This window comes from Pseudoalteromonas sp. SG43-4 (assembly GCF_014164325.1).
GTDB lineage: Bacteria > Pseudomonadota > Gammaproteobacteria > Enterobacterales > Alteromonadaceae > Pseudoalteromonas > Pseudoalteromonas distincta.
The window spans coordinates 18,032-41,790 of record NZ_JACJFB010000029.1; the positions used below are offsets into that span (position 1 = coordinate 18,032).

21 protein-coding genes are annotated in these 23,759 nt (G+C 38.4%); 9 read left to right on the forward strand and 12 right to left on the reverse strand.

Features of this window, described 5'->3' with window-relative positions:
- The first annotated feature begins 10 nt into the window (after positions 1–10).
- Positions 11–784 (forward strand): hydroxyacylglutathione hydrolase, encoded by a 774-nt coding sequence (gloB, locus tag H5160_RS19135; protein ID WP_182721490.1) that lies wholly within the window; start codon positions 11–13, stop codon positions 782–784.
- Positions 785–939: 155 nt separating this feature from the next.
- On the forward strand, positions 940–2,520 hold the full coding sequence (locus H5160_RS19140; protein ID WP_149602939.1) for a LysM peptidoglycan-binding domain-containing protein: 1,581 nt from the start codon (positions 940–942) through the stop codon (positions 2,518–2,520).
- A gap of 69 nt (positions 2,521–2,589) precedes the next feature.
- Here the strand turns inward: H5160_RS19140 and H5160_RS19145 are convergent, their stop codons facing one another.
- The 3 genes from H5160_RS19145 to H5160_RS19155 are packed head-to-tail and all read right to left on the reverse strand — an operon-like array spanning position 2,590 to position 4,116.
- A complete protein-coding gene (locus H5160_RS19145; RefSeq protein WP_010553680.1) occupies positions 2,590–3,039 on the reverse strand; it encodes a flavodoxin in 450 nt (149 codons plus the stop codon).
- Positions 3,039–3,803 (reverse strand): tRNA pseudouridine(65) synthase TruC, encoded by a 765-nt coding sequence (gene truC / locus H5160_RS19150; RefSeq protein ID WP_002963028.1) that lies wholly within the window; start codon positions 3,801–3,803, stop codon positions 3,039–3,041. The genes H5160_RS19145 and truC overlap by 1 nt, the downstream gene beginning before the upstream one ends.
- On the reverse strand, positions 3,796–4,116 hold the full coding sequence (locus tag H5160_RS19155; protein ID WP_182738387.1) for a YqcC family protein: 321 nt from the start codon (positions 4,114–4,116) through the stop codon (positions 3,796–3,798). Before H5160_RS19155 ends, truC begins: the two co-directional genes overlap by 8 nt.
- A 104-nt stretch (positions 4,117–4,220) precedes the next feature.
- Here H5160_RS19155 and H5160_RS19160 point away from each other — a divergent pair, with 104 nt between their 5' ends.
- Positions 4,221–5,249 (forward strand): DUF3549 family protein, encoded by a 1,029-nt coding sequence (locus tag H5160_RS19160; protein ID WP_182712740.1) that lies wholly within the window; start codon positions 4,221–4,223, stop codon positions 5,247–5,249.
- Positions 5,250–5,549 (forward strand): DUF3301 domain-containing protein, encoded by a 300-nt coding sequence (locus tag H5160_RS19165; RefSeq protein WP_002963032.1) that lies wholly within the window; start codon positions 5,250–5,252, stop codon positions 5,547–5,549.
- Positions 5,550–6,399: 850 nt separating this feature from the next.
- On the opposite strand, the gene H5160_RS19170 is transcribed toward H5160_RS19165, so the two are convergent.
- On the reverse strand, positions 6,400–7,053 hold the full coding sequence (locus tag H5160_RS19170) for a GNAT family N-acetyltransferase (protein ID WP_182712741.1): 654 nt from the start codon (positions 7,051–7,053) through the stop codon (positions 6,400–6,402).
- Between the two features lie 153 nt (positions 7,054–7,206).
- Between H5160_RS19170 and H5160_RS19175 the strand changes: the two genes are divergently transcribed.
- The 3 genes from H5160_RS19175 to H5160_RS19185 all read left to right on the forward strand — a co-directional run bounded on the left by H5160_RS19175 (position 7,207) and on the right by H5160_RS19185 (position 8,593).
- Positions 7,207–7,443 (forward strand): DUF2789 domain-containing protein, encoded by a 237-nt coding sequence (locus H5160_RS19175; protein WP_002958240.1) that lies wholly within the window; start codon positions 7,207–7,209, stop codon positions 7,441–7,443.
- Between the two features lie 96 nt (positions 7,444–7,539).
- Positions 7,540–7,806 (forward strand): hypothetical protein, encoded by a 267-nt coding sequence (locus H5160_RS19180; protein ID WP_007378199.1) that lies wholly within the window; start codon positions 7,540–7,542, stop codon positions 7,804–7,806.
- 13 nt (positions 7,807–7,819) lie between these two features.
- Positions 7,820–8,593 (forward strand): Zn-ribbon-containing protein, encoded by a 774-nt coding sequence (locus H5160_RS19185; RefSeq protein WP_182738389.1) that lies wholly within the window; start codon positions 7,820–7,822, stop codon positions 8,591–8,593.
- A 423-nt stretch (positions 8,594–9,016) separates the two neighbouring features.
- Here the strand turns inward: H5160_RS19185 and syd are convergent, their stop codons facing one another.
- The gene (gene syd / locus H5160_RS19190; protein ID WP_182738391.1) at positions 9,017–9,556 is read right to left on the reverse strand and encodes a SecY-interacting protein; all 540 of its coding nucleotides are present in this window, start codon (positions 9,554–9,556) and stop codon (positions 9,017–9,019) included.
- A gap of 59 nt (positions 9,557–9,615) precedes the next feature.
- On the opposite strand from syd, the gene queF reads away from it, so the two are divergent.
- Positions 9,616–10,461 carry an NADPH-dependent 7-cyano-7-deazaguanine reductase QueF gene (queF, locus tag H5160_RS19195; RefSeq protein WP_182738392.1) on the forward strand — a complete coding sequence of 282 codons (846 nt, stop codon included), beginning with the start codon at positions 9,616–9,618 and terminating at the stop codon, positions 10,459–10,461.
- 204 nt (positions 10,462–10,665) lie between these two features.
- On the opposite strand, the gene H5160_RS19200 is transcribed toward queF, so the two are convergent.
- Genes H5160_RS19200 through H5160_RS19210 form a run of 3 tightly spaced genes read right to left on the reverse strand, consistent with a single transcriptional unit; the run spans position 10,666 to position 17,020 of the window.
- Positions 10,666–11,571, reverse strand: coding sequence for a peptidylprolyl isomerase (locus H5160_RS19200; RefSeq protein WP_182738394.1), 906 nt, complete (start codon positions 11,569–11,571; stop codon positions 10,666–10,668).
- A gap of 32 nt (positions 11,572–11,603) precedes the next feature.
- Complete coding sequence (locus H5160_RS19205; protein WP_182738395.1) at positions 11,604–15,293, reverse strand: translocation/assembly module TamB domain-containing protein; 3,690 nt, start codon at positions 15,291–15,293, stop codon at positions 11,604–11,606.
- Positions 15,293–17,020 carry an autotransporter assembly complex family protein gene (locus H5160_RS19210; protein WP_182738397.1) on the reverse strand — a complete coding sequence of 576 codons (1,728 nt, stop codon included), beginning with the start codon at positions 17,018–17,020 and terminating at the stop codon, positions 15,293–15,295. The genes H5160_RS19205 and H5160_RS19210 overlap by 1 nt, the downstream gene beginning before the upstream one ends.
- A 214-nt stretch (positions 17,021–17,234) precedes the next feature.
- On the opposite strand from H5160_RS19210, the gene H5160_RS19215 reads away from it, so the two are divergent.
- The gene (locus H5160_RS19215) at positions 17,235–17,570 is read left to right on the forward strand and encodes a ribonuclease E inhibitor RraB (protein ID WP_002958248.1); all 336 of its coding nucleotides are present in this window, start codon (positions 17,235–17,237) and stop codon (positions 17,568–17,570) included.
- A gap of 44 nt (positions 17,571–17,614) precedes the next feature.
- Here H5160_RS19215 and H5160_RS19220 read toward each other — a convergent pair whose 3' ends face one another.
- The 4 genes from H5160_RS19220 to H5160_RS19235 all read right to left on the reverse strand — a co-directional run.
- Positions 17,615–19,366: a DEAD/DEAH box helicase gene (locus H5160_RS19220; RefSeq protein WP_182738399.1), complete on the reverse strand. Its 1,752-nt coding sequence runs from the start codon at positions 19,364–19,366 to the stop codon at positions 17,615–17,617.
- Positions 19,367–19,490: 124 nt separating this feature from the next.
- Positions 19,491–19,793, reverse strand: coding sequence for an H-NS family nucleoid-associated regulatory protein (locus H5160_RS19225; protein WP_002958250.1), 303 nt, complete (start codon positions 19,791–19,793; stop codon positions 19,491–19,493).
- A gap of 334 nt (positions 19,794–20,127) precedes the next feature.
- Positions 20,128–22,068 (reverse strand): S9 family peptidase, encoded by a 1,941-nt coding sequence (locus tag H5160_RS19230; protein ID WP_182738400.1) that lies wholly within the window; start codon positions 22,066–22,068, stop codon positions 20,128–20,130.
- Positions 22,069–22,193: 125 nt separating this feature from the next.
- A partial coding sequence (locus H5160_RS19235; RefSeq protein WP_182738402.1) for a TonB-dependent receptor domain-containing protein occupies positions 22,194–23,759 on the reverse strand: 1,566 nt, incomplete at its 5' end.

The window sequence follows — 23,759 nt, forward strand, 5'->3', positions numbered from 1 at the left end:
GCAATTTACCATGGTGCAAGTCAAAGCAATTAAAGCCTTTTCTGATAATTACATTTGGTGTTTAACTACCGATAACAGTAACCAAGCATGGGTAGTCGATCCAGGCCAAGCACATCCCGTATTAACGTACTTAGCTGAGCACAAACTAACGCTTGGTGGCATTTTAATTACGCATCATCACTACGACCACACTGATGGCGTAGCTGAATTAGTTGACGCCTATCCAGATATATCGGTTTATGGCCCTGCAAATAGTCCATTTAAAGGCGTCACTCACGCACTCACTGATGGACAAAGCATCAGTGTGCTTAATATTAACTTTACTATTTTAGCAACTCCTGGGCATACGCTTGATCATATTTGTTACACAAATGATGAACTTGCTTTTACAGGCGATACATTATTTAGCGGCGGATGTGGGCGCTTATTTGAAGGCACGCCAGAGCAAATGTGGAAATCTTTTAATAAACTAAGAGAGCTGCCTGCAAGCTGTGTTGTTTATTGCACGCACGAATACACGCAAGCTAATCTTGCCTTTGCCGAAGCAGTTGAACCACGCAATCCAGAACTCCTTGAGTACAGTAAAAAAGTAGATGAATTACGCAGTAATAATCAAATTTCTCTACCGACCTCTATTGGACAGGAGCTAAAAATAAATCCATTTATGCGTAGCGATTTGCCAACCATTATAGAGTTAGTGCCAGAGAAATTTATCTCGGTTACAAAAAACAATGAACCTTGGGGAAACTTTGCGAGTCTGAGACAGTTCAAAGACAATTTTTAATGCAAAAACTAATGCTTTAATATTTATTTCATTAGAATCATTAACTTAAGATATAGTGATGATTCTATTTCTGCGTTTTAAAAAGTCATTAAGTGGCAATGTTAACTCATAACAGGTAGTATTCGCCGAGTTTTTTACCCGATGTATTGGTATTTATGAATAAATCTCCCCTATTAGTAGCCTTGGCGTTAGCGCTAAGTGGTTGTCAAACTGTGACAACATTAGAGTCAGACTCTCAAGTTGCCACGCAAGCAAACCAACAACTCGAAGGCGCAAGTCCTAACGACATTAACAATGCATTGATGGTAAACGCACAATATCAGCAAGTTGACTCTGATGAGCAAGAAGCGCCCGTGTTTGATGATGTGTGGGAGCGAATTCGCTACCAACTTTCTATCGAAATACCGCAAAACCGCCCTGTTGTTACTGAACGTAACTATTACGCTCGCCACCAAGCCTATTTAGATCGTATTTCTAAACGTGCAGAACCTTACTTACACTTTATTGTTGAAGAAGTAGAAAAGCGCGAAATGCCAATCGAAATTGCACTACTGCCTATTGTAGAAAGCGCATTTGACCCATTTGGTTATTCTAATCGCAGCGCATCGGGCATTTGGCAGTTTATGCCTGCAACCGGTGAGCGATTCGATTTAAAACAAAACTGGTGGTACGACGGTCGTCGCGACATAGTGCAGTCGACTCGCGCAGCACTTGACTACTTGTCGTATTTACATAAAACACTTGAAGGCGATTGGCTAAATGCGATTGCTGCTTATAATTCAGGTGAAGGGCGCTTGATGCGCGCTATTAAAAAGAATCGTAAAAAGCATTTACCTACCGATTTTTGGTCTCTTGATTTACCTAGCGAAACAACAGCCTACGTACCAAAGTTATTAGCACTTGCCGATTTATTAAAACGCTCAGATGATTTTAACGTTACATGGCAACCAGTAATTAATGCACAAGTGGTTGAAGTGGTTGATGTTGGCTCGCAAATAGATTTAGCACTTGCTGCTGATATGGCCGATATGACGCTTACTGAGCTATACAGATTAAACCCTGGTTTTAACCGCTGGGCAACTGATCCTAATGGCCCACATTCTTTGTTACTGCCAGTAGATAAAGCAGAGCAATTTAGCCAAAAACTAGCAAACACTGATGTTAAAAACAGATTACGCTGGCAACGTTATATTGTGGCTCGAGGCGACAGCTTATCAGTAATTGCCAAAAAGTTTACAACGAGCTCAAGTGCAATCCGATCGCTTAATAAACTCAAATCAAATACGATTAAAGTAGGCCAAGAATTATTAGTCCCGCTTACTGATGGCGCTATAAATAGCGAACATTTACCAAAGCAGATGCGCTTAGCTGCTAATAAAGCAACTCGCACAAAGCTTTCGCACACAGTTAAAAGTGGCGACACGTTATGGGACATTAGCCGCGAATATGACGTAACTATGGATGAGTTGGCTAAATGGAATAAGCTAAAGAAAAACTCTGTACTGCGCCTAAATCAAAAACTTACTGTGTATAAGTCAGCTAATAAACCACAAGCAACGGCAAGTACCAACCGTACTATTACATACAAAGTACGCCGTGGTGACTCACTTGCACGTATTGCGTCTAAGTTTAATCTAAGCGTTAACGAAATTATTAAGTGGAATAATTTAGCCGGTCAAAAATACTTACAACCTGGCCAAAAGCTAAAACTTAAAGTAGATGTCAGAAGTAGTTAATTTATAAAACTATATTAAAAGTAAAAAGGAGCGCATGCGCTCCTTTTTTAATACTTTAAAATTAAAGGATTAAGCAGGTAGTTTTTCTAGCCATACTTTTAACCAAGGCTCGGTTACCGGCCACGGTTCAAAATCTTCACATGCATCTATTTCTAGGCGGTTGCCCACAGGCTTTGCTTGTAAATCACGAAGTAGCTCGTCAAAGCTTCGCCCTGCGCCACAAAATGTATCGCCGTAACATCTGTCACCCATTGCAATTACACCAAACGGTTTATCGGTAAGCATTGGGAAAGTGCTATTCATTGCAAAGTACAATCCGGCCAAATTACTCGGTACATCACCTTGGCCTGTTGTGGAGGTAACAATTAAAATATGCGATGCATTTTTTATATCATCAAGCGATGCTTCTGTAATTACTGTAGCAGTATGACCCGCTTGCTCTATTGTGGCTGCAACTTCATCGCTTAAACGCTCTGCACCGCCATTAACGCTGCCTACAAAAATACTAATATGTGCCATTAATAATCCTTTTCTTGCTCTGGCCAACCTAGCTGCTTACATATTTCAAGCATGTCTTCACCTAGTGGCGCTTTAATTGTTATTGATTCATTACTATAAGGGTGCACAAAACTAAGCTCTGTTGCAAATAACATTAAGCGTCTTAGCTCAAAATGCTCTCTAAAAAATTGATTATGCTGGTTATCACCATGATTTACATCACCAATGATAGGCAGTGATAAGTGCTTTAAGTGTCTGCGAATTTGATGCTTGCGCCCCGTTTTTGGAAAGCACTCCACTAACGAGTAACGCACTGTTGGGTACTTACCTATAGGAATAGGCAATGCAGCTTGGTGCAAGCAATTAAACTGGGTTTGCGCTTCTTGAGGTGCTTTATCTTGATCTGCAAACTTATCGGCTATTTTATCAAGTTCTTCTTTAAGCGGTTTATCTAAAAATACTGATTCTGGCGCAAAGCCGCGCACTAAGGCCAAATAGCGCTTAGCAATGGTGCCTTCAATAAATAGCTGGTTCATATCGCGAGCTGCTTCAGAGCTCAGTGCGAACAGCAATACGCCCGACGTAGGTCTATCGAGCCTATGTACTGGAAATACATGTTGCCCTAGCTGGTCGCGCAACATTTGCATAGCGAACTGGGTTTCGTGTTTATCTAAAAACGAGCGATGCACTAATAAACCTGAAGGCTTATTTATAGCCACATAGTTTTCATCTTGATACAAAATAGTCAGCTCGCCATATTCAATAGGCGCTGGACGCTCACTCATTTGGTTCTCCTAAAAAGGTATCAAGGGCTGTTAGTAATTCAATAATTTCATCGCTTCCGGCTTTATTCACAAGTGTCATTTGCGCCATAGGGGCAATAGCAAAGTTACGCGGCAGTGGTTGCCTATGTGTTATTAATTGCTGTATTTTTTCAATAAATACAAATTGTAACCACTGCTCAAATGCCATTGTATCGTGACAAAAAGGAGTATTTGAAAGCAGTGCCTCAGCGTCTATTGGCTCACTTTGCCAAAGCGCGTGTTTTTGTAAAAGTGCCATTAGCTGCACTAAATAAGTTTGGGTTTGCTGGTACATAACCACCCTCTTTTATATATGTAATGCAATTATACCCTGTTCCCTCACAAGCGGCTATGACGTATAATTAATGTAATTTTGCAGTAAAAACAGTTGAGAAAACAATGAGTGATCAAATAGCTACATTAGGTCAACTTTTAGATGGTGCGGGTACTCAGTGGCGTGCTTTTGATATTGGCAGGCACATTACTAAGCTTGATAAAAAACAATTTTTAGCTATTGAACAAGCTCAAGTGCCTTACCCTTATCCACTTGCTGGTCATGCATGGCTCGCTATTCAATTTTGGGATACTAAAGCCAGTAAAGAACCGTATGTATGGTTTTTAAAATTTTCACTTGATGAGCAAAGTATGCTGGTAAGTGCTAGTCGCGATCACTTTGCTGATATGGTTATTCAAGCGCTAGGCACTGAAATTACAGGCGAGCAAGCCGATGGAAAGCTTGATAATAACCCTTATGTTTTTACACCAAACGCAAATAAATTAGCGGCATTTAACGCCCAAGTAAAAGTACTATTAAAACAGCCTGCATCGCAGTATTACGAGCATGCACAATTGTACTTTAGCGGTAAAATTGGTTTTGATAATTGGCAAAGTGTTGCACTACAGGGTATTGCCGATTTTGCACTACGCTTAGACAGCGATACAAACTTAAGTAATCTGCAAAAAGCATGGGCGCATTTACCTATTGAAGTACTACAACCACTCAGTGCCATGCTTGAACACGTTGAAATACCAACATCAATGAGTGAGTTACTTGTTGATTACACACAGACCGCAATTAGTAATAACGATACATTAGCTATAACCGCAGCACTAAGATCAGCTTCAAAAGGTCAAGCTCAAGGGTTATGCGCTCAATTAGTTGATACTGTACTAAGCTCACCAGTGAAGCACGACTCTGACGTGTTACTAACAATCGCTGGGCGGTGTTTTAAACAATTAGAAAACCCTGAACGCTTACATGTATTTATGGATAATTGCGCGCATCATCAAAAAATTGAAGAATTGTTTCCAAGTATTTTTGCTGACTTAGTTGCAATACCAACTATTCGCCCGCATTTATTAGGCTTATTACGTAAAGAAAATCGTAGCGAAACCCTCGCGCGTGCAATTGGAAGGTTATTCTCTTAAATGGCAAGTTTATGGACGTTCATACTTATTGGTAGTGTAATTTACTTATTTTGGCTTAACCGAAAGGTTGCTGAAGCGGCGAACGTTCATGCTAAACGTCAAAGTGAGCAACTGCAGGTGCAGTTGATGAGTGTTGCATGCACAAAACGCCGCTTTGGTTTTTTAAAGAACGGCAAGCCAGGCATTAAAAGTGAATTTATATTTGAATTTTCAAGCGATGGTGAAAATGCTTATCAAGGTGTGTTGATTATGGAAAATGAGTTTTTGAAAAGTGTGGTTGTTCCACCGCATAAAATATAAAACTTAATATACTTTAAGAGTATGTGTCTTAAATTAATAAATTTAATTCAACACAAAAAACTAAGGCGTAACTAAAGTTACGCCCCAATTGGACTGCATCCTGCTAGATATCCATTATCTTAAATCCGTATTATCATCCCCTGAACGAGTAAACAACCTTGTTTACCCTCACATTGCATCCTGCAATATCCATGGCCACCTTGGCAAACCCACGAAATCTATCGTTTGGCTACATCCGTAGCATCATCCTTGGTAATCCTTTTAAGTAGCTCCTGCCACTTTTGCATCCTGCAATATCCATAGCCATCTTGGCAAACCCACGAAATCTATCGTTTGGCTACGTCCCGTAGCATCATCCCTGGTAATCCTTTAAAGTAGCTCCTGCCACTTTTTGCATCCTGCAATGTCCACTTGCCATCTTGGCAGTCCTGCGTAAACTAACGCTCCTGCTACTTCCTGTAGCGTCATCCGTGATTATCCTAAAGTAACTCCTAGCTACTAAGTGCTTCATGCACTTCCTTATTCTTCCTTGTATCCATTTTAGCTTGTCCTTTATGCTTCCTGCTAGCGTCTGCTATGTTGCCTATTCCTTATCCTTGGCAGTAACTCAATCATTGAGCTATGTCGTCTTGACAAAGAGAAGTTTAAAGCAATCAGGGGAGAGAAATAGGACTTAACATTAAATAAATAAACGTCACAAAAATGAAAAAACAAAATAAATACTGCAGAACAATAGCTTAGAACAAAAAAGGCTACTTATTAGTAGCCTTTAAGTGACAATGCTTACGATGATGTGAGATATATCTCACGGTCTTATGTCCGTTTGGGCGCATTGGCTTACATTATAATTTTAAATAGTTGGCTCAATTATTGATTTAAACAGTAACTCGCCCTCTACTTGGTTAAAAGTAAGGTGTTTAAATGCTTCAAACTTTTCAGTTTTAAAAAATTCAATGTGCTCCTTACGTGTTACAAATACAGCCATCCCTGTTGACTCAGCGTTGCATTTAACTAAGTCGTCAAGCCCGCGTAGTAAGTAACGACCAAAGCCTTGTCCATGAAAATGCGGATCTACGGCAATAAAAGCTAAAAAATAGTAATTGCCTTTCTCTTTAAGGGCGTCTCTAATTGTTTGTTCTTTATCTATTAATTGATTTGTTTGTAAGTATCCCGCACTCAGCATTAATTTTAAACGCCAGTGCCAATAACGCTGCGCTTGTAATTGGCTATTAGATTCAAATACACACGCTACTGCTTTTAATTTATCGTTGCGGTATAAACCAATTAATGGCTGTTTTTCTTGCCAAAAACTACTGAGCTCTTCGCGAATTAATGATCGTAATTTTTTTTCGTAAACTGTTTTATTTTCGTCATTGTAGCTAAGCATGTTTAGTAATACAGGATCGTCATGATAAGCCTGATAAATTAGGCTCGCTGCAGTACTAATATCTTCTGCAGCTAAATACTGTACGCTGAACGTATCAGCTGGTGTGGTTACACTCATTGTATTTCCTTTATTATTTTAGCTATAGGCTGTTTAACTTTAAACCTAACTATATACCTAAAATTATTAACCGTAAATTCAGCGAGAGTTTAACTAGCAGGAGGTACAGTTAGGTACTAGTATGAATTTTCATTCATTTAAAGGAGCAATATCATGGATACGACAAAACACGACATTAACACACTTTTTGCACAGCTTGGATTACCAAATAGTGATGAGCAAATAGATGCATTTATTGCCTCACATGAATTAGAAGACACAACACTACTCCAAGAAGCTTCTTTTTGGGATGAGGCACAACAACACTTTTTAGCTGAATCCCTCGCACAAGACGGAGATTGGAGTGAAGTAATTGACGAGTTAGATGTACGCATTCGTCAAAGTAAGTAATTTTATTTAATGTACCCTCCCTTATTTATTGCTAACATAGCATCTGCGCAGCATTTATATGCTGCGTATTTATTTTATTAAAGAGTTATATATCTAATGAATTCAGTTGTATTTGATGCAATCAAAGCCCTTCTCGATGAAGGCAAAACCCCTACTGTAGCACTAACTAAAAGCCGTTTGGCGCAACCGGTTCCAATGCCGATGATTATTGCAGCAGTAAGCCAATATAAAAACAATCCTGATTCAATTAATAACTTCATGAGAAACCCACAGCAGTCAGATAATACTGAGCTTAAAACAAGTCAATTAGATAGAATTGAGCAAAAACTCGATAAACTTCTTGCACTGCTAGAACAAAAATAATTTGAGACTATAAATGTTCGTTGTTGATTTAACTTTTGATTGCTACCAAGACACCACCCTAGAACAAGCCGAACAAGCAATAAATCGCTTAGTAAATGCACTGCGTTTTAATGGTCAAATAATGGGGGAAGAATTTCCAACCGTTTTAAAAGATGGATTTTTTATTACCCGCGTAATGTGCCCTACTGAAGATGCAATGCACCCGCTAAATAACAGCCCGTTTGTTAAGCACAGTATCGAAAAGTTACATAGTGCAGGGCTACTTGCGCCAAAAGCAAAAGTGATCGGACAAGATATTCACTCCAACGGCGCTGATTGCTGCAAAGAACCATCAAGTTATATTTTATATACAACCTATGTGCATACGTGCAGCCCGCTTTATTGTGGTGATGACTTTTTGCCTGTGCCGCTATTTCGTATTCCGGCAATTGCTAATGGTGACTATAAAACGCTTATAAAATGGCAAGAAGATTGGCAAGCCTGCGATCAAATTCAAATTAATGGCGCAACCCGTTGTGAATTTCCGGCGCTTGAAGAAATATCGAGTATTCAAAGCGACTTATATAGACGCGGAAAAGACATAACAAAGCGAATTAGTTTTTTAACTAAAAAACCAACCTATTATTATTTATACCGTGTAGGCGGCGTAGATAAAGCGTCTGAACTTGAACGAAAATGCCCTAGTTGTAATGGCGACTGGAAATTACCTGAATCGTGGTTTGGGTTATTCGACTTTAGGTGTGAGCCATGTGGCTTAGTGTCTAATATATCGTGGGATTTTCAGTAACCATTAGGGCGTGTTGACCTTTGTGGATTGAAATTTGCTCAATCTAGGGACGATTTAATCGCGGCGCGAGGTTTGTAACCTAGTGGGCTCGGTAACTGCTCCTGCGTTACCCTACTGGCTTACATCCATGTAAGAATAAGTAAAAACCGAGCAAAGCTTCCGCGTCCTGCTCACGCCCCTTACCTACATCCATGTAGGCAACAAAGAGTAAACCGTCCCTAGAAAGAACCCAAAGGGCAGCGCATGTTTGGCATTTATGCTTCGTTATCGCCTATTTATGGGGAGTACCACACTACATAGGCTCTGCCTTGCCTAAAAACCAAACATACAGCTGCAAAATCAACCACGAAAGGTCAACACGCCCTAGTAATGGCTCTAAAAATCAGCTTAGTGATGACACTAAGCTGATTTATTAAATACGTTTTAAACCTCTAATGCCTTTAAAAAAGCATTAATGTTAGGTGCAAGTACATGGTGTGTTTTTTTGCCGACAAACTCTAAACATACTTCACCAGTGTGCACCAATACACTTACTAGTAAATCATCTTGATCTGTTAAACCAATAAATACTGTTTCTGGCTGCTTGAGCTTGCGTTTCATTAAAACGTGACCCGTTATATTTTGCTGTAACAAATTAAAGTCTTCTTCGTTCCATGCTTGTAGTAATTCAACCTTATGCCCATCAATACTTGCTGAAATGCTTCCACCGTACATATTCCCATATAGCTCGCTAAGCTCTTTTGGAAACTCAAGCTCAAGTGCACTGGCTAAATCATTAAGCGAACCTGCAGGTTGCTGACGCGTGCCCTGCCATTGAATGTTTCCTTGCTCGTCAACCTCACCAACTTCACATGGGCTTGGCCATTGATCGTCGTGTGTAATAAGTGGGTACTTTGCAGTGTTTTTAAGGGTATTTTCGCTAAATTTTTGATGAAGTTGTTCTATAAGCAATGCAACAGACATACTGTGAAACTCATTTAAATTAGATATAATGTCCCCATTGTAACTATTTAAGAGCAAACATGACAGATTACAGCAATTCTCCAGACCTTAAAGGTAGCGTATTAGGCCAATCTACTGAGTATGTAGATGTGTACACGCCAAGCTTGCTTTTCCCTATTGCGCGCAAACTAAATCGTGATGCTTTAAATATTGACGAAGCAGAGCTTCCATTTAAAGGCCAAGATATTTGGACAGGTTACGAGCTTTCATGGCTAAATACTAAAGGTAAACCGCAAGTTGCCGTGGCCTTATTTACCTTTGAATGCCAAAGCAGCCATATTATTGAGTCAAAGTCGTTTAAGCTTTACTTGAATAGCTTTAACCAAACCCGATTTGAAAGCATTGATGTAGTAAAACAGCATTTAATTGATGATTTATCAAACGCGGTTAACAGCCCTGTCAAAGTGACTTTATATAATCCTGATGATTACAATTGCTTACCGTGTACGGCGCTGCCAGGTGAATGTATTGATGATTTAGATATTGAGATTAATAATTACGACATTGATGCTAATTCACTTAAAGCAAAAAGTGATAACGTAGTTACAGAAACGCTCTATAGCCACTTACTTAAATCGAACTGTTTAATTACCTCCCAGCCTGACTGGGCAAGTGTCATTATACGATACACAGGCGAGCAAATATGTCGTGAGTCGTTATTGCGTTACTTAATTTCGTTCAGAACACATAACGAATTTCATGAGCAGTGTGTTGAGCGTATTTATAGCGATTTAACAACACAACTTAATATTAAAGAGTTAGAGGTTTACGCGCGTTATACTCGTCGCGGCGGGCTTGATATAAACCCGTATCGCTCTACGCATTATAACGATACGCCATTTGCAGTTAAAATTAATCGTCAGTAGGTTATTTTAAACTGGAACATGAGTATTAAAAAAGGAGCCTAGGCTCCTTTTTACATTTTTTAATTAATACCAATTCCATTAAGTATGTGATCTAAATTTTACGCCGAAAAAATAATTCAGTTCTAGGCGTAAATTGATGTAAATGGTTGTTCCCTTTGCGAAATTTACAACAAAGAAATGGGTTGTTTTAGCAAGTAAAATAGATCAGCTATTTATTGGAATTGGTATAACTTCGCGCTTAGTGGGTATAGGCATACCACAAACATCAACGTAGTTATGTGATTTAACAAACCATGGTTCAATACGGTTTTTACGAGCATTTATTAAGTTTTTAAACACCGATGAGTTTGTTTTCATCACTTTAAATATACTTTTATCGCTTTGTACATCACCAAGTACTTGTATATTGGTAATTGGGTTAAATGCTTTACCTTCAGTTGGTGTGCGCGCTAAACGGTTAAAATGCTCTATACCTTCGAGCAATCGACCAAACACCGTAATATTTTTATCAAGGTAGCGCGGGGCTTGCCCTATTGTTACAAAAAACTCCGTACTCGCACTGTTTATATCGTTGTCGCGCGCCATTGCAAACACGCCACTACAATGCACTTGCCATGTTTGCGTATGTGCTGAGTTTTGAGCTACTGCAAAGCCGTTTAAAAAGCCGGTAACTGGTGCATACCCGTCGCCATTTAGCTCAGTAATTAAAAGTGGTTTGTTTGTTTTTAAATAAAACTCAGCAGGGACTGTTTTATCCGCAGTTTTAATTAACTTTTTACCCAAGCTGTCGCCACCTTGCGCTACAAAACCCTCAACAAACCGATAAACGCTGGTATTTTTATAAAACCCTTCTCGTGCTAACTTTTTAATATTTTGAACGTGCTTTGGGGCAAGTTGTTCATTAAGCTCAATATACGCATCGCCCGTTGGCAGCGTTATCTTTAAAATATTTTGGGCGTTCACTACTCGCCAGTCATTATCTGTTGCACTAGCAATTACCTCACTCGCGCTCAATAAAGGTAGCTCTTGTTTAGCAACACCATTACCAAGTTGTTGAGCACAACCGCTCAATAAAACACTAAGCAGAGCTGGCAATATAATTTTCCTCATCGCTTATATCCTTATAATTATTATAGTTTTGGTTATTCCCAATCAAACTTATATAGCACATCAACATTTTGATATAGGCCGCTCGTTATTTCTATGTATAACTGAGAAAGTAACTGATAACGCACAGCCACTTCACTGAGCGAATCAAATACACCCACACTATATTTAACTTGCAAACTGGGTGCTACGTATCCTGATATTTCTACTTTGGTACTATCACCACTACCTGATGAGCTTAAACTTACATCTGACAAACCAAAGGTTTCACCTACCTTAGAAACAACCCCTTCGCTGCGGCTAACCCCTTGAGAAAGTAATAACTGTGTAAGCATAGCATCGCTTGACGAACTTTCTCCATCACCTAAAGGCTGGCCATTAAGTAAATATGCGAGTGCTTGAGCTTGATCCATCGCAGGCTCAGAAAATATTTTGAGCGTTGGTTGTTCAACATTACCTGTGAGCGTAACCCCTGCAATCACACCATTTGCAGTCGTATCGGGGTTACGTATTGCTTTAATATTTAAAAATGGTTGTTCAATTGAACCGCTAAAACCGACTTGCCCGGTGCTGATTATTAAATCTTGCCCAAAGGCTAAGTAAGTACCTTCAATTAAGTTAAGCTCACCTGTGGCTATAATTGGCGCACCTTGACTCATTTTTATCGCTAAATCACCCGCAACTTTTGATTCCAAGCCAAACGATTCTACTTTTACATCGTTTTTAACAATCACTTTTAAATCTATGTCGTAATCAAATGGAACTGTTTCTGTGGCCTCGGTTTTTTGATCAACAATAATTTCATCATCGCTAACTTGCACTGCGCCCTCAGGAAGCTCTTCAATCATTATACGACCGTAAGGCACAACTACCTCACCAGCAAGCTTGAGTGCATTATTAGCCAAGCCTATTTTTAAATCCGGCGATACTTTAAAAGTAACCCCTTGCTGCGCGCGTACATAAAACTGATCGCCAACTACCGCCACATTTACAGCAGGTTGCGCACCTTGCCAATCAACGTCACCGGTGAGGTTTATTTTACCGCCCTGGTTGTCGTTTAAGTTGCCTTTTATTGTGGCTGTTGTTTTATCAAACAATACGTTTATATTTGATTTTTGCAGCGCTATAGGCAATTGCTCGCCCTCTAAACTAATATCGCTCACATTAAGCTCGCCATTTAATAATGGATCTTTTAACGTACCTGCTAATGCGACTTTTCCACTAATATCACCTTTTAACTGCTCAAGGGTTTCAAGAAATGGTTGTAAGTCTGAAAGGAGTATTTTATCAATATTAATAGTGCCGTTAAGCGCTTGCGTATTTTGTATGTCGTCAATATCAATTTGTGTGTTTATTTTACCAAGCACACTTGATTCTAAATTAGCTTCAAGCTTGCCAACTTGAGAGTCCGAAAATGCACTAACAGTTAGAGTTTCGATTGGTAATTTAAAACGATCTTCTTCCGAGGTAAGCACCGCTTCTAAGTCGCTAGAATCGATATTTGCGCGTAATGTTTTAAGCGCACCACTTTGCCAATTAAGCGCTACATCGCCAGTTATATTACCGCGAGTACGAATGCTATTAGGTAAAAAGTGCTTAAGCTCCTCAAGAGCTAAATTGCTTAGTTTAGCATTTAGCTGACCGAGGTTTTTTGATTGGGCTAAGGTGTCTATGCACAATTTACTTTGCTCAGATGCCCAACAATGTGCACTTACATCAAAGTCGCCACTTTGCGTATTAACCATAATGGCAATATTTTTAGTATTACTAAAACTAAGCTTTTTATCGCTGAGCGTTACATTACTAAGCTCGCCATTCCAAGTGGTATTATTAATTTTGCCATTAACTTCAAACTCTACACTGCCTTGCTCAGCATCTACAGATGCCGTAAGTTGGTGATCTGTTTTGTCGCCGCTAATATCAATTTTAACGCTATTAATTTGCTGTTCGGCTACAAGCGCCGAACCAACACTTACCGAAACATCGGTTTGCCAATCGGCTGCGGTATCTAACTGCCCTCTTACTGATAATTTATTAATGTTTATTTCATCAAAAATAAAGCGATCGAGTATTAGCGCTAAATCAACAGAGGGCGTTAACCTTTCCCCCCTTACTTTTAAATTTGCGTTGCCATCGGCAGTAAATGGAATATTAGCTTTTTCATCACTTTTAAGCGTTACTTTGCCATCAACTTGCCAAGTATCATCAACTTGCCCGCTTAGTGCTAATTTATTGGTGCCGCTACTTAAATAAAAGCTATCAATGTTCGCTTTTAACGTGTTGTCTAGCTTAAAGTTTGAGGCAAATTCTAGTGGCACGTCGTTAAGTAATCCGCTTAACTTTGTATTATTCATTTGTAGCTGCCACTTGTCGTCAGCTGCATTAAACGAGCCTTTAAACTGTCCTGAAATATCACTGGTAGCGGCATCAGTTAAGTACTGCGCTTTTAAGTTAGCAAGCGTGCCATTAAAGTTAGCCTGTATGCCTTTTTGCCAATCAACATTGGCTTGTATAGTTGCACTGCTTTCGTTCGCTTTAATGCTTAGCGCTTGTAAAGTTGCTTTGGTGAGACTGCCTTTTAATTGGGTATTTAAGTCAACAGCTGGGTACGCGCCTAATTGGCTATTCCCCTGCAGGCTAAGCTGGTAATCGTCGGCATTACCTTGTGCATTGAGGCTTACATTTCGCACTTTAAGCTCATTACTTTGTGCATCAATAAGCCACTGTTTAATTTTGCCATTTAACTCAAACGGATAGTTTTTTTGCTTTAAATTTGCCGTTGCCGTTAAACTAAGCGGATATTGTCCCTGCGTTTCTAAATTTAAGTTTAGATTTGATAAGTCGCCATTCAACTGCAAATTGGCTTGGTGCTCATCACTTTGTAAAACAACATTCCCTTTTATGGGCAAATTTCCTGCAAGCTCAGCATTAAGGTGCGTATTAAGCTGCCACTGCTCATACTTTGCTGAGAATGACTCTAAATTAATAAAAGCATCTTCCACACTTAATTGCAGTGAGATGTTTTCAATAACATGCTGGGCTTCGTTTTGCTCTATCGTAATGTTAGCTATTTCAAAGTCTTCAACAACTAAGTCAAGTGGCGAAGTAAATTCTATATTAGGTAATGCGGGTAGGTGCGTTAAAGGCGCTTGAGTATTTTGCGCCGTTTGTGTTTTCGCATCTTGTTCTTGCTCTTTTAAAGCAACAAGTATGGTGGGAATATTCAGGCTTTTAACCGTCAGCTTTGAACCCTCTGCTTTTGCTGAGAGTTTAAAGTTATTAACGCTTACGTTTGCACTTGGATGCTCTAGAGTAAATTTATTGATCGCAATGTTTTTTAAAGCAATATTAAAAGGTAAGCTGATTTTTTCAAGCGGCTCTGCAGCGGCTTCTTCTTGTGACTCTGCAGTTTTTGGTAGTGTTAAATTTATAGATTTAGCACTTAAGTTATCTATACAAATTCCATCGCACTGCCACCAAAACAAATCAATTTTCAATTGTTGTGCATTAAAATCCAATCCGTTGCTAGTAAAGCGCACATTAAAGGCATCATTATAAATAAAACGGCCATCTTTAATTACGATATGTAGTCCATCTACCGCTTTGTTTGCACTATAAGCAATAAATTGATTACCGGGTGCGGTAAATAACAAACAAAATAGTGCAACAACTAACGTGACAAAAATAGCACTTACGGCGGCTGTTATCTTTTTTAATACTGACATTAAATTTCTGGCCCTATGGTAATACTTAAACGTGTGCTTTTACTTTCTTTTGTTAATCCCCAAGCGTGGTCTATACGCACTGGGCCAACGGGTGTTAAATAGCGAAAACCAAAACCAGCGCCTACTTCAAAGTCATCAGAAAAATCATTCGTTGCTGTACCACCGTCAACAAATAAAGCTGCGCGCCAGTTTTGAGCAAACTGATAGTTGTACTCTATTGTACTGGTTAGTAAGTATTTACCACCGATGAGATCGCCATCATCATTTTCTGGCGATATTGATTGGTACGCAAAACCACGAACACTTTGATCGCCACCTGCGTAAAAACGCAGTGAGTAAGGTACGTTTTCAATATCATCAACAAGCATTGCACCAACATTTGCTTTTAAAAACACTAAATGCTTATCTAAGTATGTACGTAACCACGCATGTTGCATTTGCACCCTAACCAGATTAGTACTCGAAAGCACATCATCTAAACCAAACTCAGCAGATATAAGCCACTGCTCTCCCCAGTATGGAGTCGTGCCGCCTTTTGATTTTTTGCGGGCGTAGCTAATGCCCGGCATTAACATTTCGGTGCTTTCTTCCTCTTCATCACCGATGCGGTAGGTTTCTTGGTCGCGGCGTAAAAATGCAGTACGCACCCACTTATTTTCGGTTAACCATTGGCGCTGAATTTGCCCCGTGAGTATTTCACTGTAGGTATCGTTTGTTAGTTCATCCTCTAATTTATATCCAGCAGAAAAACGCCATAAATCATCATTCGGATCATCAACTGGAATGGTATAAGCCATGGAAATATCTTGCTGCTTTTGCGCCACATTTAAATTAGTTTCGAGATAATGGCCGTCTTCTGTGATCCACGGTTTACTCCATTTAAAACGCACTTTGGGCCCTAAGTCAGTACTAAAACCGCCGCCAATTTCATAGCTATTTGCAGGCTTGTGCAACACATCTACCTTAATAGGTACTTGGCTATTTTTACGCGCAGCAATATCGGCGTAAACGCGCACGCTTGCAAAATAAGGGGTGCTTGATAAATCCAAATTATAGTCAGCAATATGTGTTGATTTATAAGGTTGACCCTGAGTAAAAGGCGCAAGCGAGCGTATGTATTTTTCAGCAGGCGTATTACTAGCTATTTTTATATCACCAAACTGGTATCTAACCCCAGTATCAATTACAAAAGTAATAACAGCACTATTTTTCTTAAGTGACACTTCTAATTTGCGCGCTGGCCACTTTGCATCAAAATAGCCAAGCTCCAATAGCATAGATTCTATTTTTTTATGAGCAGAGTCATATCTACCATGATTTAAAACATCACCTTGTTTTAAGTTGGTATTTTTAATTAATGCCTGTAATTGAGTATCATTTTGGCCATCGCCGTTTAGCGTAATATTAATTGCTTCTATGCGTGTTGCAGGACCTCGCTCAACTTTAACAATTAGCTCGCTGTTGTCTTTATCATAAATAACCTCGACGGTCGGGCTATAATAACCAAGTGCTTTAATACTATTTTGTACTTGCTTTTGGGCATAACGACGAAGTGTACGGGTTGGTTTTTCACCAATTAATTGCTTGAGATAAAGGGCTACGTTATTTTCTAAATCGCCACTTAACCCTTTAATTTCGTAATCTTCTATGACTTTTTCTGCCGCATAGCTACTTGTCGCAATTAAAGCGCTCACAACACACATGCAACGTAAAAACTTAATAAACAAGTAAATATCCTTACTTTTAATATCTTACATAAAACTGGCTGATTACGCGCATATTAGCATAGCCATAATGAGCAACACATTAACTTAATGACAATCTAATGCGTAAATTTAACTTTGAATAAGTATCAGCATAATTAAAATTAGTACGCGTTAAGACAATATTTTAGTTACAATAGTGCCTACGAATAAAAAATTAATTTTAAATGAGTTTTTAATGCAATTCCCTGATGATGATAACGGCCAACTTTTAGCCGAAATAGCCGCTGCTGGCATTGATTTAAATAAAATGCACCAAGTCGATTTTTTTATTTTATTTGAACAAGAAGCCGATGCTGAAAAATTTGCTAAAGAAATAGTTTCTGATGCATTAGTTCAAAAGGCTGAGCTTGAAAAATGTAAAGACACTGGCGTTTGGGAAGTAATCACTCAAGTACAAATGGTGCCAGAGCACACCCTTTTAGGCCAAGCTGAGCAATACATTGAAAGCATTGCTAATAGCTTTAATGGATATGGTGACGGCTGGGGATTAATGGACGGTGACGAGGCTTAGTTACCTTTTAATTGTATTAGTTCAATGCACTCTATCAGTTAAGCTTAACGGCTTAACTGATTTGCCTTCCTAAAATTGCCTTTATAGTCAAATAGCTTATCAGCTACTTTCCAACCATACTTTTTGCTTTTTCGTGCAATAACAAAATCTGGTGGTACTAATTCAAATTGTGCGCTTACTACTTGCGCTGCAGTTTTAAAATTAATAGGTGTTTGTCCAAGTCCTACTCGTAGACCAAATTGCTTATTAAATATAAATTGCCCGCCCTTATTTGCGAGGTTATATACCTCATCACAACTTGCGCCATCTTCATCAAAATACGTTACTTTAATAAGTTCATCTTTAATTAGAGTTACCGATAACCCACTGCATCGAAGCACAAGTGCGTCTTTTAAGTTTAATGCATTGCGTAACTTATCATCAGGGTCGGCCATTACCGCGCCGCAATCATGGCATTTACGTGCCGCAATGTCATTTTGGGCGCCGCACTGCTCACATTCTTTAAACCTAAAACGATAATCGCACTGCTCTTTATGCCCATCATCATCTTCTAACAGGCCTTGGCAACGCCTGCCAAAGTGCTCTATTACTTTGCCAGTGGAGTCTGTTTTACCCCAAAATATATTCGCAAACCCACAACCTGGGCAAAGTACCTGCACAGGTTCATTATCACTATCGCCTTTTTTATCACCTACTTCTGGGTGAAATAAATTAAAACCATTGCCAGCATAATCTATTACTAAGCAATCTGTTTTCGATTCAGATAACCTTAAACCTCGCCCCACAATTTGTTGATATAAACTAACTGATTCTGTAGGTCTTAAAATAGCTATAAAGTCGACATGTGGCGCATCAAACCCTGTAGTTAATACCGAAACATTAACTAAATACTTTAATTGCTTAGCTTTAAATTGCTTAATGATTTTATCGCGCTCAGTGTTTGGCGTATCACCTGTGATTAGTGCACTTTGATGAGCTGGCAAGTAGCTTAATATTTCCTGGGCATGCATTACCGTGGCGGCAAAAACCATAACCCCTTCGCGCTCTTCACTGTATTGAATTACTTGCTGTAATATAGCCTGCGTTGCGCGCTCACTGTTTTTTAAAAGCGCATTCATGTCATCAGTCGTATATTGCCCAAATGCATTGCTATCTAAGGACGAAAAATCATAATGGCTAATTGCTGCATCAACTTCGTTAGGCGGCGTTAAATAATTATGTTTGATCATATACCTGAGCGGCAATTCAAAAATACAACTTTTAAACGGACTTTCTTGAGTACCTTTAACAAAACCATGATAATGGTGGTGGTATATCCACCCCATTCCTAACCGATAAGGTGTTGCTGTTAAACCCAATACTTTTAACTGAGGGTTATACTCTTTTAAACTGTTTATTACTTTACCGTACTGACTTTTTTTATCCCCATTTACCCTGTGGCATTCATCAATAATAAGTAATGAATAATGCTCATTTAATTTATTTAAATTACGAGAAAGTGATTGCACACTGGCAAAGGTTACTTGATGGTTTAATGATTTTTCTTTTAAGCCTGCTGAAAATATACTCGCCTCTAAGCCAAAACTTTTATATTTTTGTGAATTTTGCTCTACCAGCTCTTTTACATGAGCAAGCACTAATATTTTTTGCTTAGCTATACGGGCAAGTTCAGCAATAACCAAACTCTTACCTGCGCCGGTTGGTAGTACAATAACGGCAGGATCATTACTCTTTCTAAAGTGTAAAACGGTGCGTTCTACGGCTTCTTGTTGGTAAGGTCTTAGTTTATAGCTCATGGGAAAACAAATAGGTTCGAGTGAAGAGATTTTAGCAAATAATAGCTGGGAGTTTTAAACTTTAATTATATTTTATTGAGGGGTAAACAAAAAAGAGAAGCCGAAGCTTCTCTTATATTTAGCTTTAAGCTAAAAACTTTTCAAGCTCAACACCTTCAAACGCTTTAGGACGACGGCCACGGCCAGTCCATTCAATAGTCTCACCATTAAGTTCCATACGGTACTTAGGCTTAACTTTGGTGCGCTTGTCTGATGCTCCATCTTGTAAATCTTCTAGCGTAAGTCCTTTTTCTTTTAAAAGATCCAAAACTTCCTGTTTCGCTTTTTGCTGCTGGGTATATTTTGAAATTGCATCATTGATAAGCTGTTGAGCTTTTTCAAGCTCTGTTAATGATGCTGTTTTAATAAAAGATCGGACTTCTTTCATCTATATCTCGCTAAATTGTGTGATTGGAATTATTTAATTATTCCTACTTAGTATAATGCCAAGTAGTTATTTTTACCATTCAAAGACACCTGCTGCTTTAAGCTTTATAAAAAAATACTTTTACAATAGTATAATTATCAAATCTAGAGGCTATAAAATGACAATGCAATACTTTTAACCGAGTAGACTCAATAACTAGAGATTACCCTTTTTTACCGTGGCTAAAAACTCTAAGTTCATATTTAGCCTATTTATTAAATAGTACATGCATATAAAAATCACAATATTAAAATTATTTAACTTTATATACATGTATTAATAAAATGGTAAATAACTATAGATGTTTAGCTAAAAACTTTTCAATTTTAGTATATAGCTCTATTTTATTCTCTTCTTTTTGGAATCCATGTCCTTCGTTATCTTTCATAATCCACTCATCGTCAGATAATATAATTCCGCGCTCTTCTAAAGAATCTCTTAAATCGAGTGCATGTTTTTTTACAACACGAGGATCCTTGGCTCCTTGCACAATCATTAATGGCGCTACTATTTTATCTACATGATGAAGTGGAGACATTTTTTTCATTAAAGCTTTATCATCAGGGTTACCAATTTGCTTTTCTAGAAGCTCTCTTTGTGGTTCCCAATGCTTAGGAAGCGAGTCAAAAAGTAACTCAACGTCAGTTATACCTACATAATTAATACCACATTTATAAAGCTCTGGAGTAAAAGTAAGACCGGCCATAGTTGCATAACCGCCGTAACTAGAACCATAAATACATACTCTTTTTGGATCTATAACCCCCTCATCTACCAAGTACTCAATAGCGTCGGTTAAGTCATTTTGCATCTCGGCGCCCCATTTACCGCCATAGCCTGCTTGTTGAAATTTTCGCCCATAACCACCTGAACCACGAAAGTTGACTTGAACTGTTGCATAGCCCCGACTCGCAAAAAATTGCGTCTCAGAATTAAAACCCCATGCGTCTCTAATACCATAAGGGCCGCCATGTGGATTAACAATCAAAGGTAAATTTTTACCGTTGCTATCTTTTGGTATTGTTAAATAGCCACGAATAGTTAAACCATCACGGCTATTAAACTTAATTGGTTTCATAGGTGATAACTGACTTTTATCAATCCAGCCCATAGGTGAAACTAATGATTTGAGCGTATTTTTTGATTTATTGAACAAATAATAATGACCAGGATCTGTATCACTACCAACATATACAACGTTCAGTGCTTCATTTTTTGAGCTGCTAACTACATTAACAACTTTATCTTTAAAAGCGCTCTTCAATGAGGCCATCATCTCGGCGGTTTCTTTATCAAAATAAGCTACTTCAGGGTATTCATCTAAATACCTGACTCCGATTAGCTTTTTACGTTTAGTCGATAACATTAAATTAGAGACATCAACTTCTGGCATTCCAAAGATTAATTCACCTAACTCGTTTTTATCAGGATGAAAATAATAAATAGCTGACGTATCTCTATTAATATTTGAAGCTACAAATAGTGTTTTATTATCAAAATCGAAAGCCAGAGGTGTAATATTTTCTTCTTCAACGTTATAGTCACGTAATATACGAAACTCTTTTTCACCTTTATTCTTATAATAAAACTTACCTTTTAAGCCATTGATAGCAACAGCACCTCTCACTTCACCATCATGGTCTAAAAGCCAACCCTGAAAATCACCTGGATTCTTAGCCAGAATCGTCATTTTAAAATTTCTTTCTCGCTTTCTATCCCATTTACTATTAAGAGGTAATTTATAAAGATCCGGAGCTTTAATATTTCTTCCATTATATTGAATAACAATATGCTCTGGATCATTAGGTAGCATATGGACAATGCTTGCAGAACGGATACCTGAGGCTCCTACTTTAGAGCCAACTAACTCAATAACTCTCGCTTTTTTAGCGTTTACATTGATTTTATAAAGGCTAAAAGCTTCATTTCCATCACTATCAAGCTTAAAAACAATTTCATCATCATTAGCCCATGAAAAATCATTAATATCTTGATCATCAAACTTTGTTACCGCCTTTGCATTTTTTAACCCGTCAGTTTCAAGTATAACAATATTTTTTCTCTCATTTATTGGAGATAGTACTGCTAAATACTTACCATTTGGGGAAAGCTGAAGATTAGAGAATTTAGGATTTTTAAAAAAATCTTCAATTTTTGGTTGTGCCTTCTGAGCATTGATTTCAAAAGAAATAATACACAAGTAAGAAATTACTATTAACTTAAATATTGCTGACATAATACTTCCAAATAAATTAAGTGCTTACTAACAACAGCTTGTTGAGAGAGACTTCACTTATTAGTAAATAAAAAAGCCCTACTAAATAGCAGGGCTTTATTCTTTGTAACTAAATTAGATAATGCTTAGAACGACTGCTCTAAACGTAAGTACAATGAACGACCTGTTTGATCATATAGAGACCAGTTAGAGTCTCGGTAATCACGGAAGCCATCGTAGAAGCTAGGTGCAGCTTTATCAAATAAGTTATTTACACCTAAAGCAATTTTGGTATTTGTAGGTGCAACATAGCTTACTTGAACGTTATGTTTGAAATAGCTAGGAATATCAGCATAGTAATCAACGCCGTACTCTTCATTACCTGAATCTTGAGTACCAACATAGAACATAGTCCACGTAGCTGAGAAGTCTTCATAAGCGTAGTTAACCGCTAAATCTGATTTCCATTCTGGATAATCTTGTAAGCCAGCGTAATCAAATGCATCAGATTCTGAATCAGCTACTTCTTCAAATGATAAAACTCGAGATACATTTAATGTGCTCGTAAAGTTACCAAAGTCAGTATCAAAACGGTATCTAGCTGTAAAGTCTATACCGTCAGTAGATAGCGAGCTCTTGTTCACGTAACCAGTGTACATGTAATCAATTTTACCTGTATCAGCACTACGCTCAATTGCATTTGGAGTAGAGTTTAAACCACCTTGTTCAATTTCAAGGCGAAGAAGTTCAGAATTATCTACACTATCAATTTTATCATCGTAATTGATTGAGTAATATGTTAATTCAAGCGAAAGGTTTTCAACTGCATCCCAAACGAAACCTACCGTTGTAGAATCACCTGTTTCAGCTTGAAGTTCAGTATTACCACCAAACCACGTTGCAACTTGCTCACCTGCATCAGCACAATAACCATCAGTTTCTTGTCCTGGGTTAGCAGAACACCAAGCTGTATCACGAACAGTTGGGAAGCTTAATGCGTAAGATTGGAACATCTCACCCATGTTTGGAGCACGGAATGACTCCCCCCAAGAACCACGAAGTAATAAAGTATCTGTTGGACGCCAAGTTAAACCAACTTTTGGTACAAATTTGTCAAACGTAGTACTTTTTTTACCAAGATTTGTTGTACCACTTTGCTCATACTTTTCGTATCGACCAGCAACTGTCAAATCAACATCATGTGGGAAAGAAGCTTGTACTTCAAAGTAAGCAGCTGTACGGTCACGATCTGCATAAACATCATCACCACCTGAACCACCAGAAATAAATCCATTCGCTGATTCTGGATCACTGATTTGGGTAAAATCAATTTGCTCAAATTCACCACCAACAACACCGGCAACTACAAATTCACCGTCATCTAGTAATGTCGTTGAAATTAGACCATCGATTTGTTTACTTTCGTAACGACCTTCATAAGTACCTGTATGATTTGCTTCTTGATAAAGCTCACCCATACTTGTGCTCCAGTCATCGTAACTCATGCCTGATACGTTAAATACATCGTACTCACCAGTATCAATTGCCGCTTGGAAGGCAACGTCATTAACTAGGTTTTTACCAAATGAGTTAGTTTTTGAAACACTGTTTTGGAAGTTTACTTCCCAATCAAGACCATTACCAAGATCGGTAAAGCCTTCAAGGCCAACTAAAATATCTGTTGTTGTAACTTCAGTTGTTGTATCACGGTT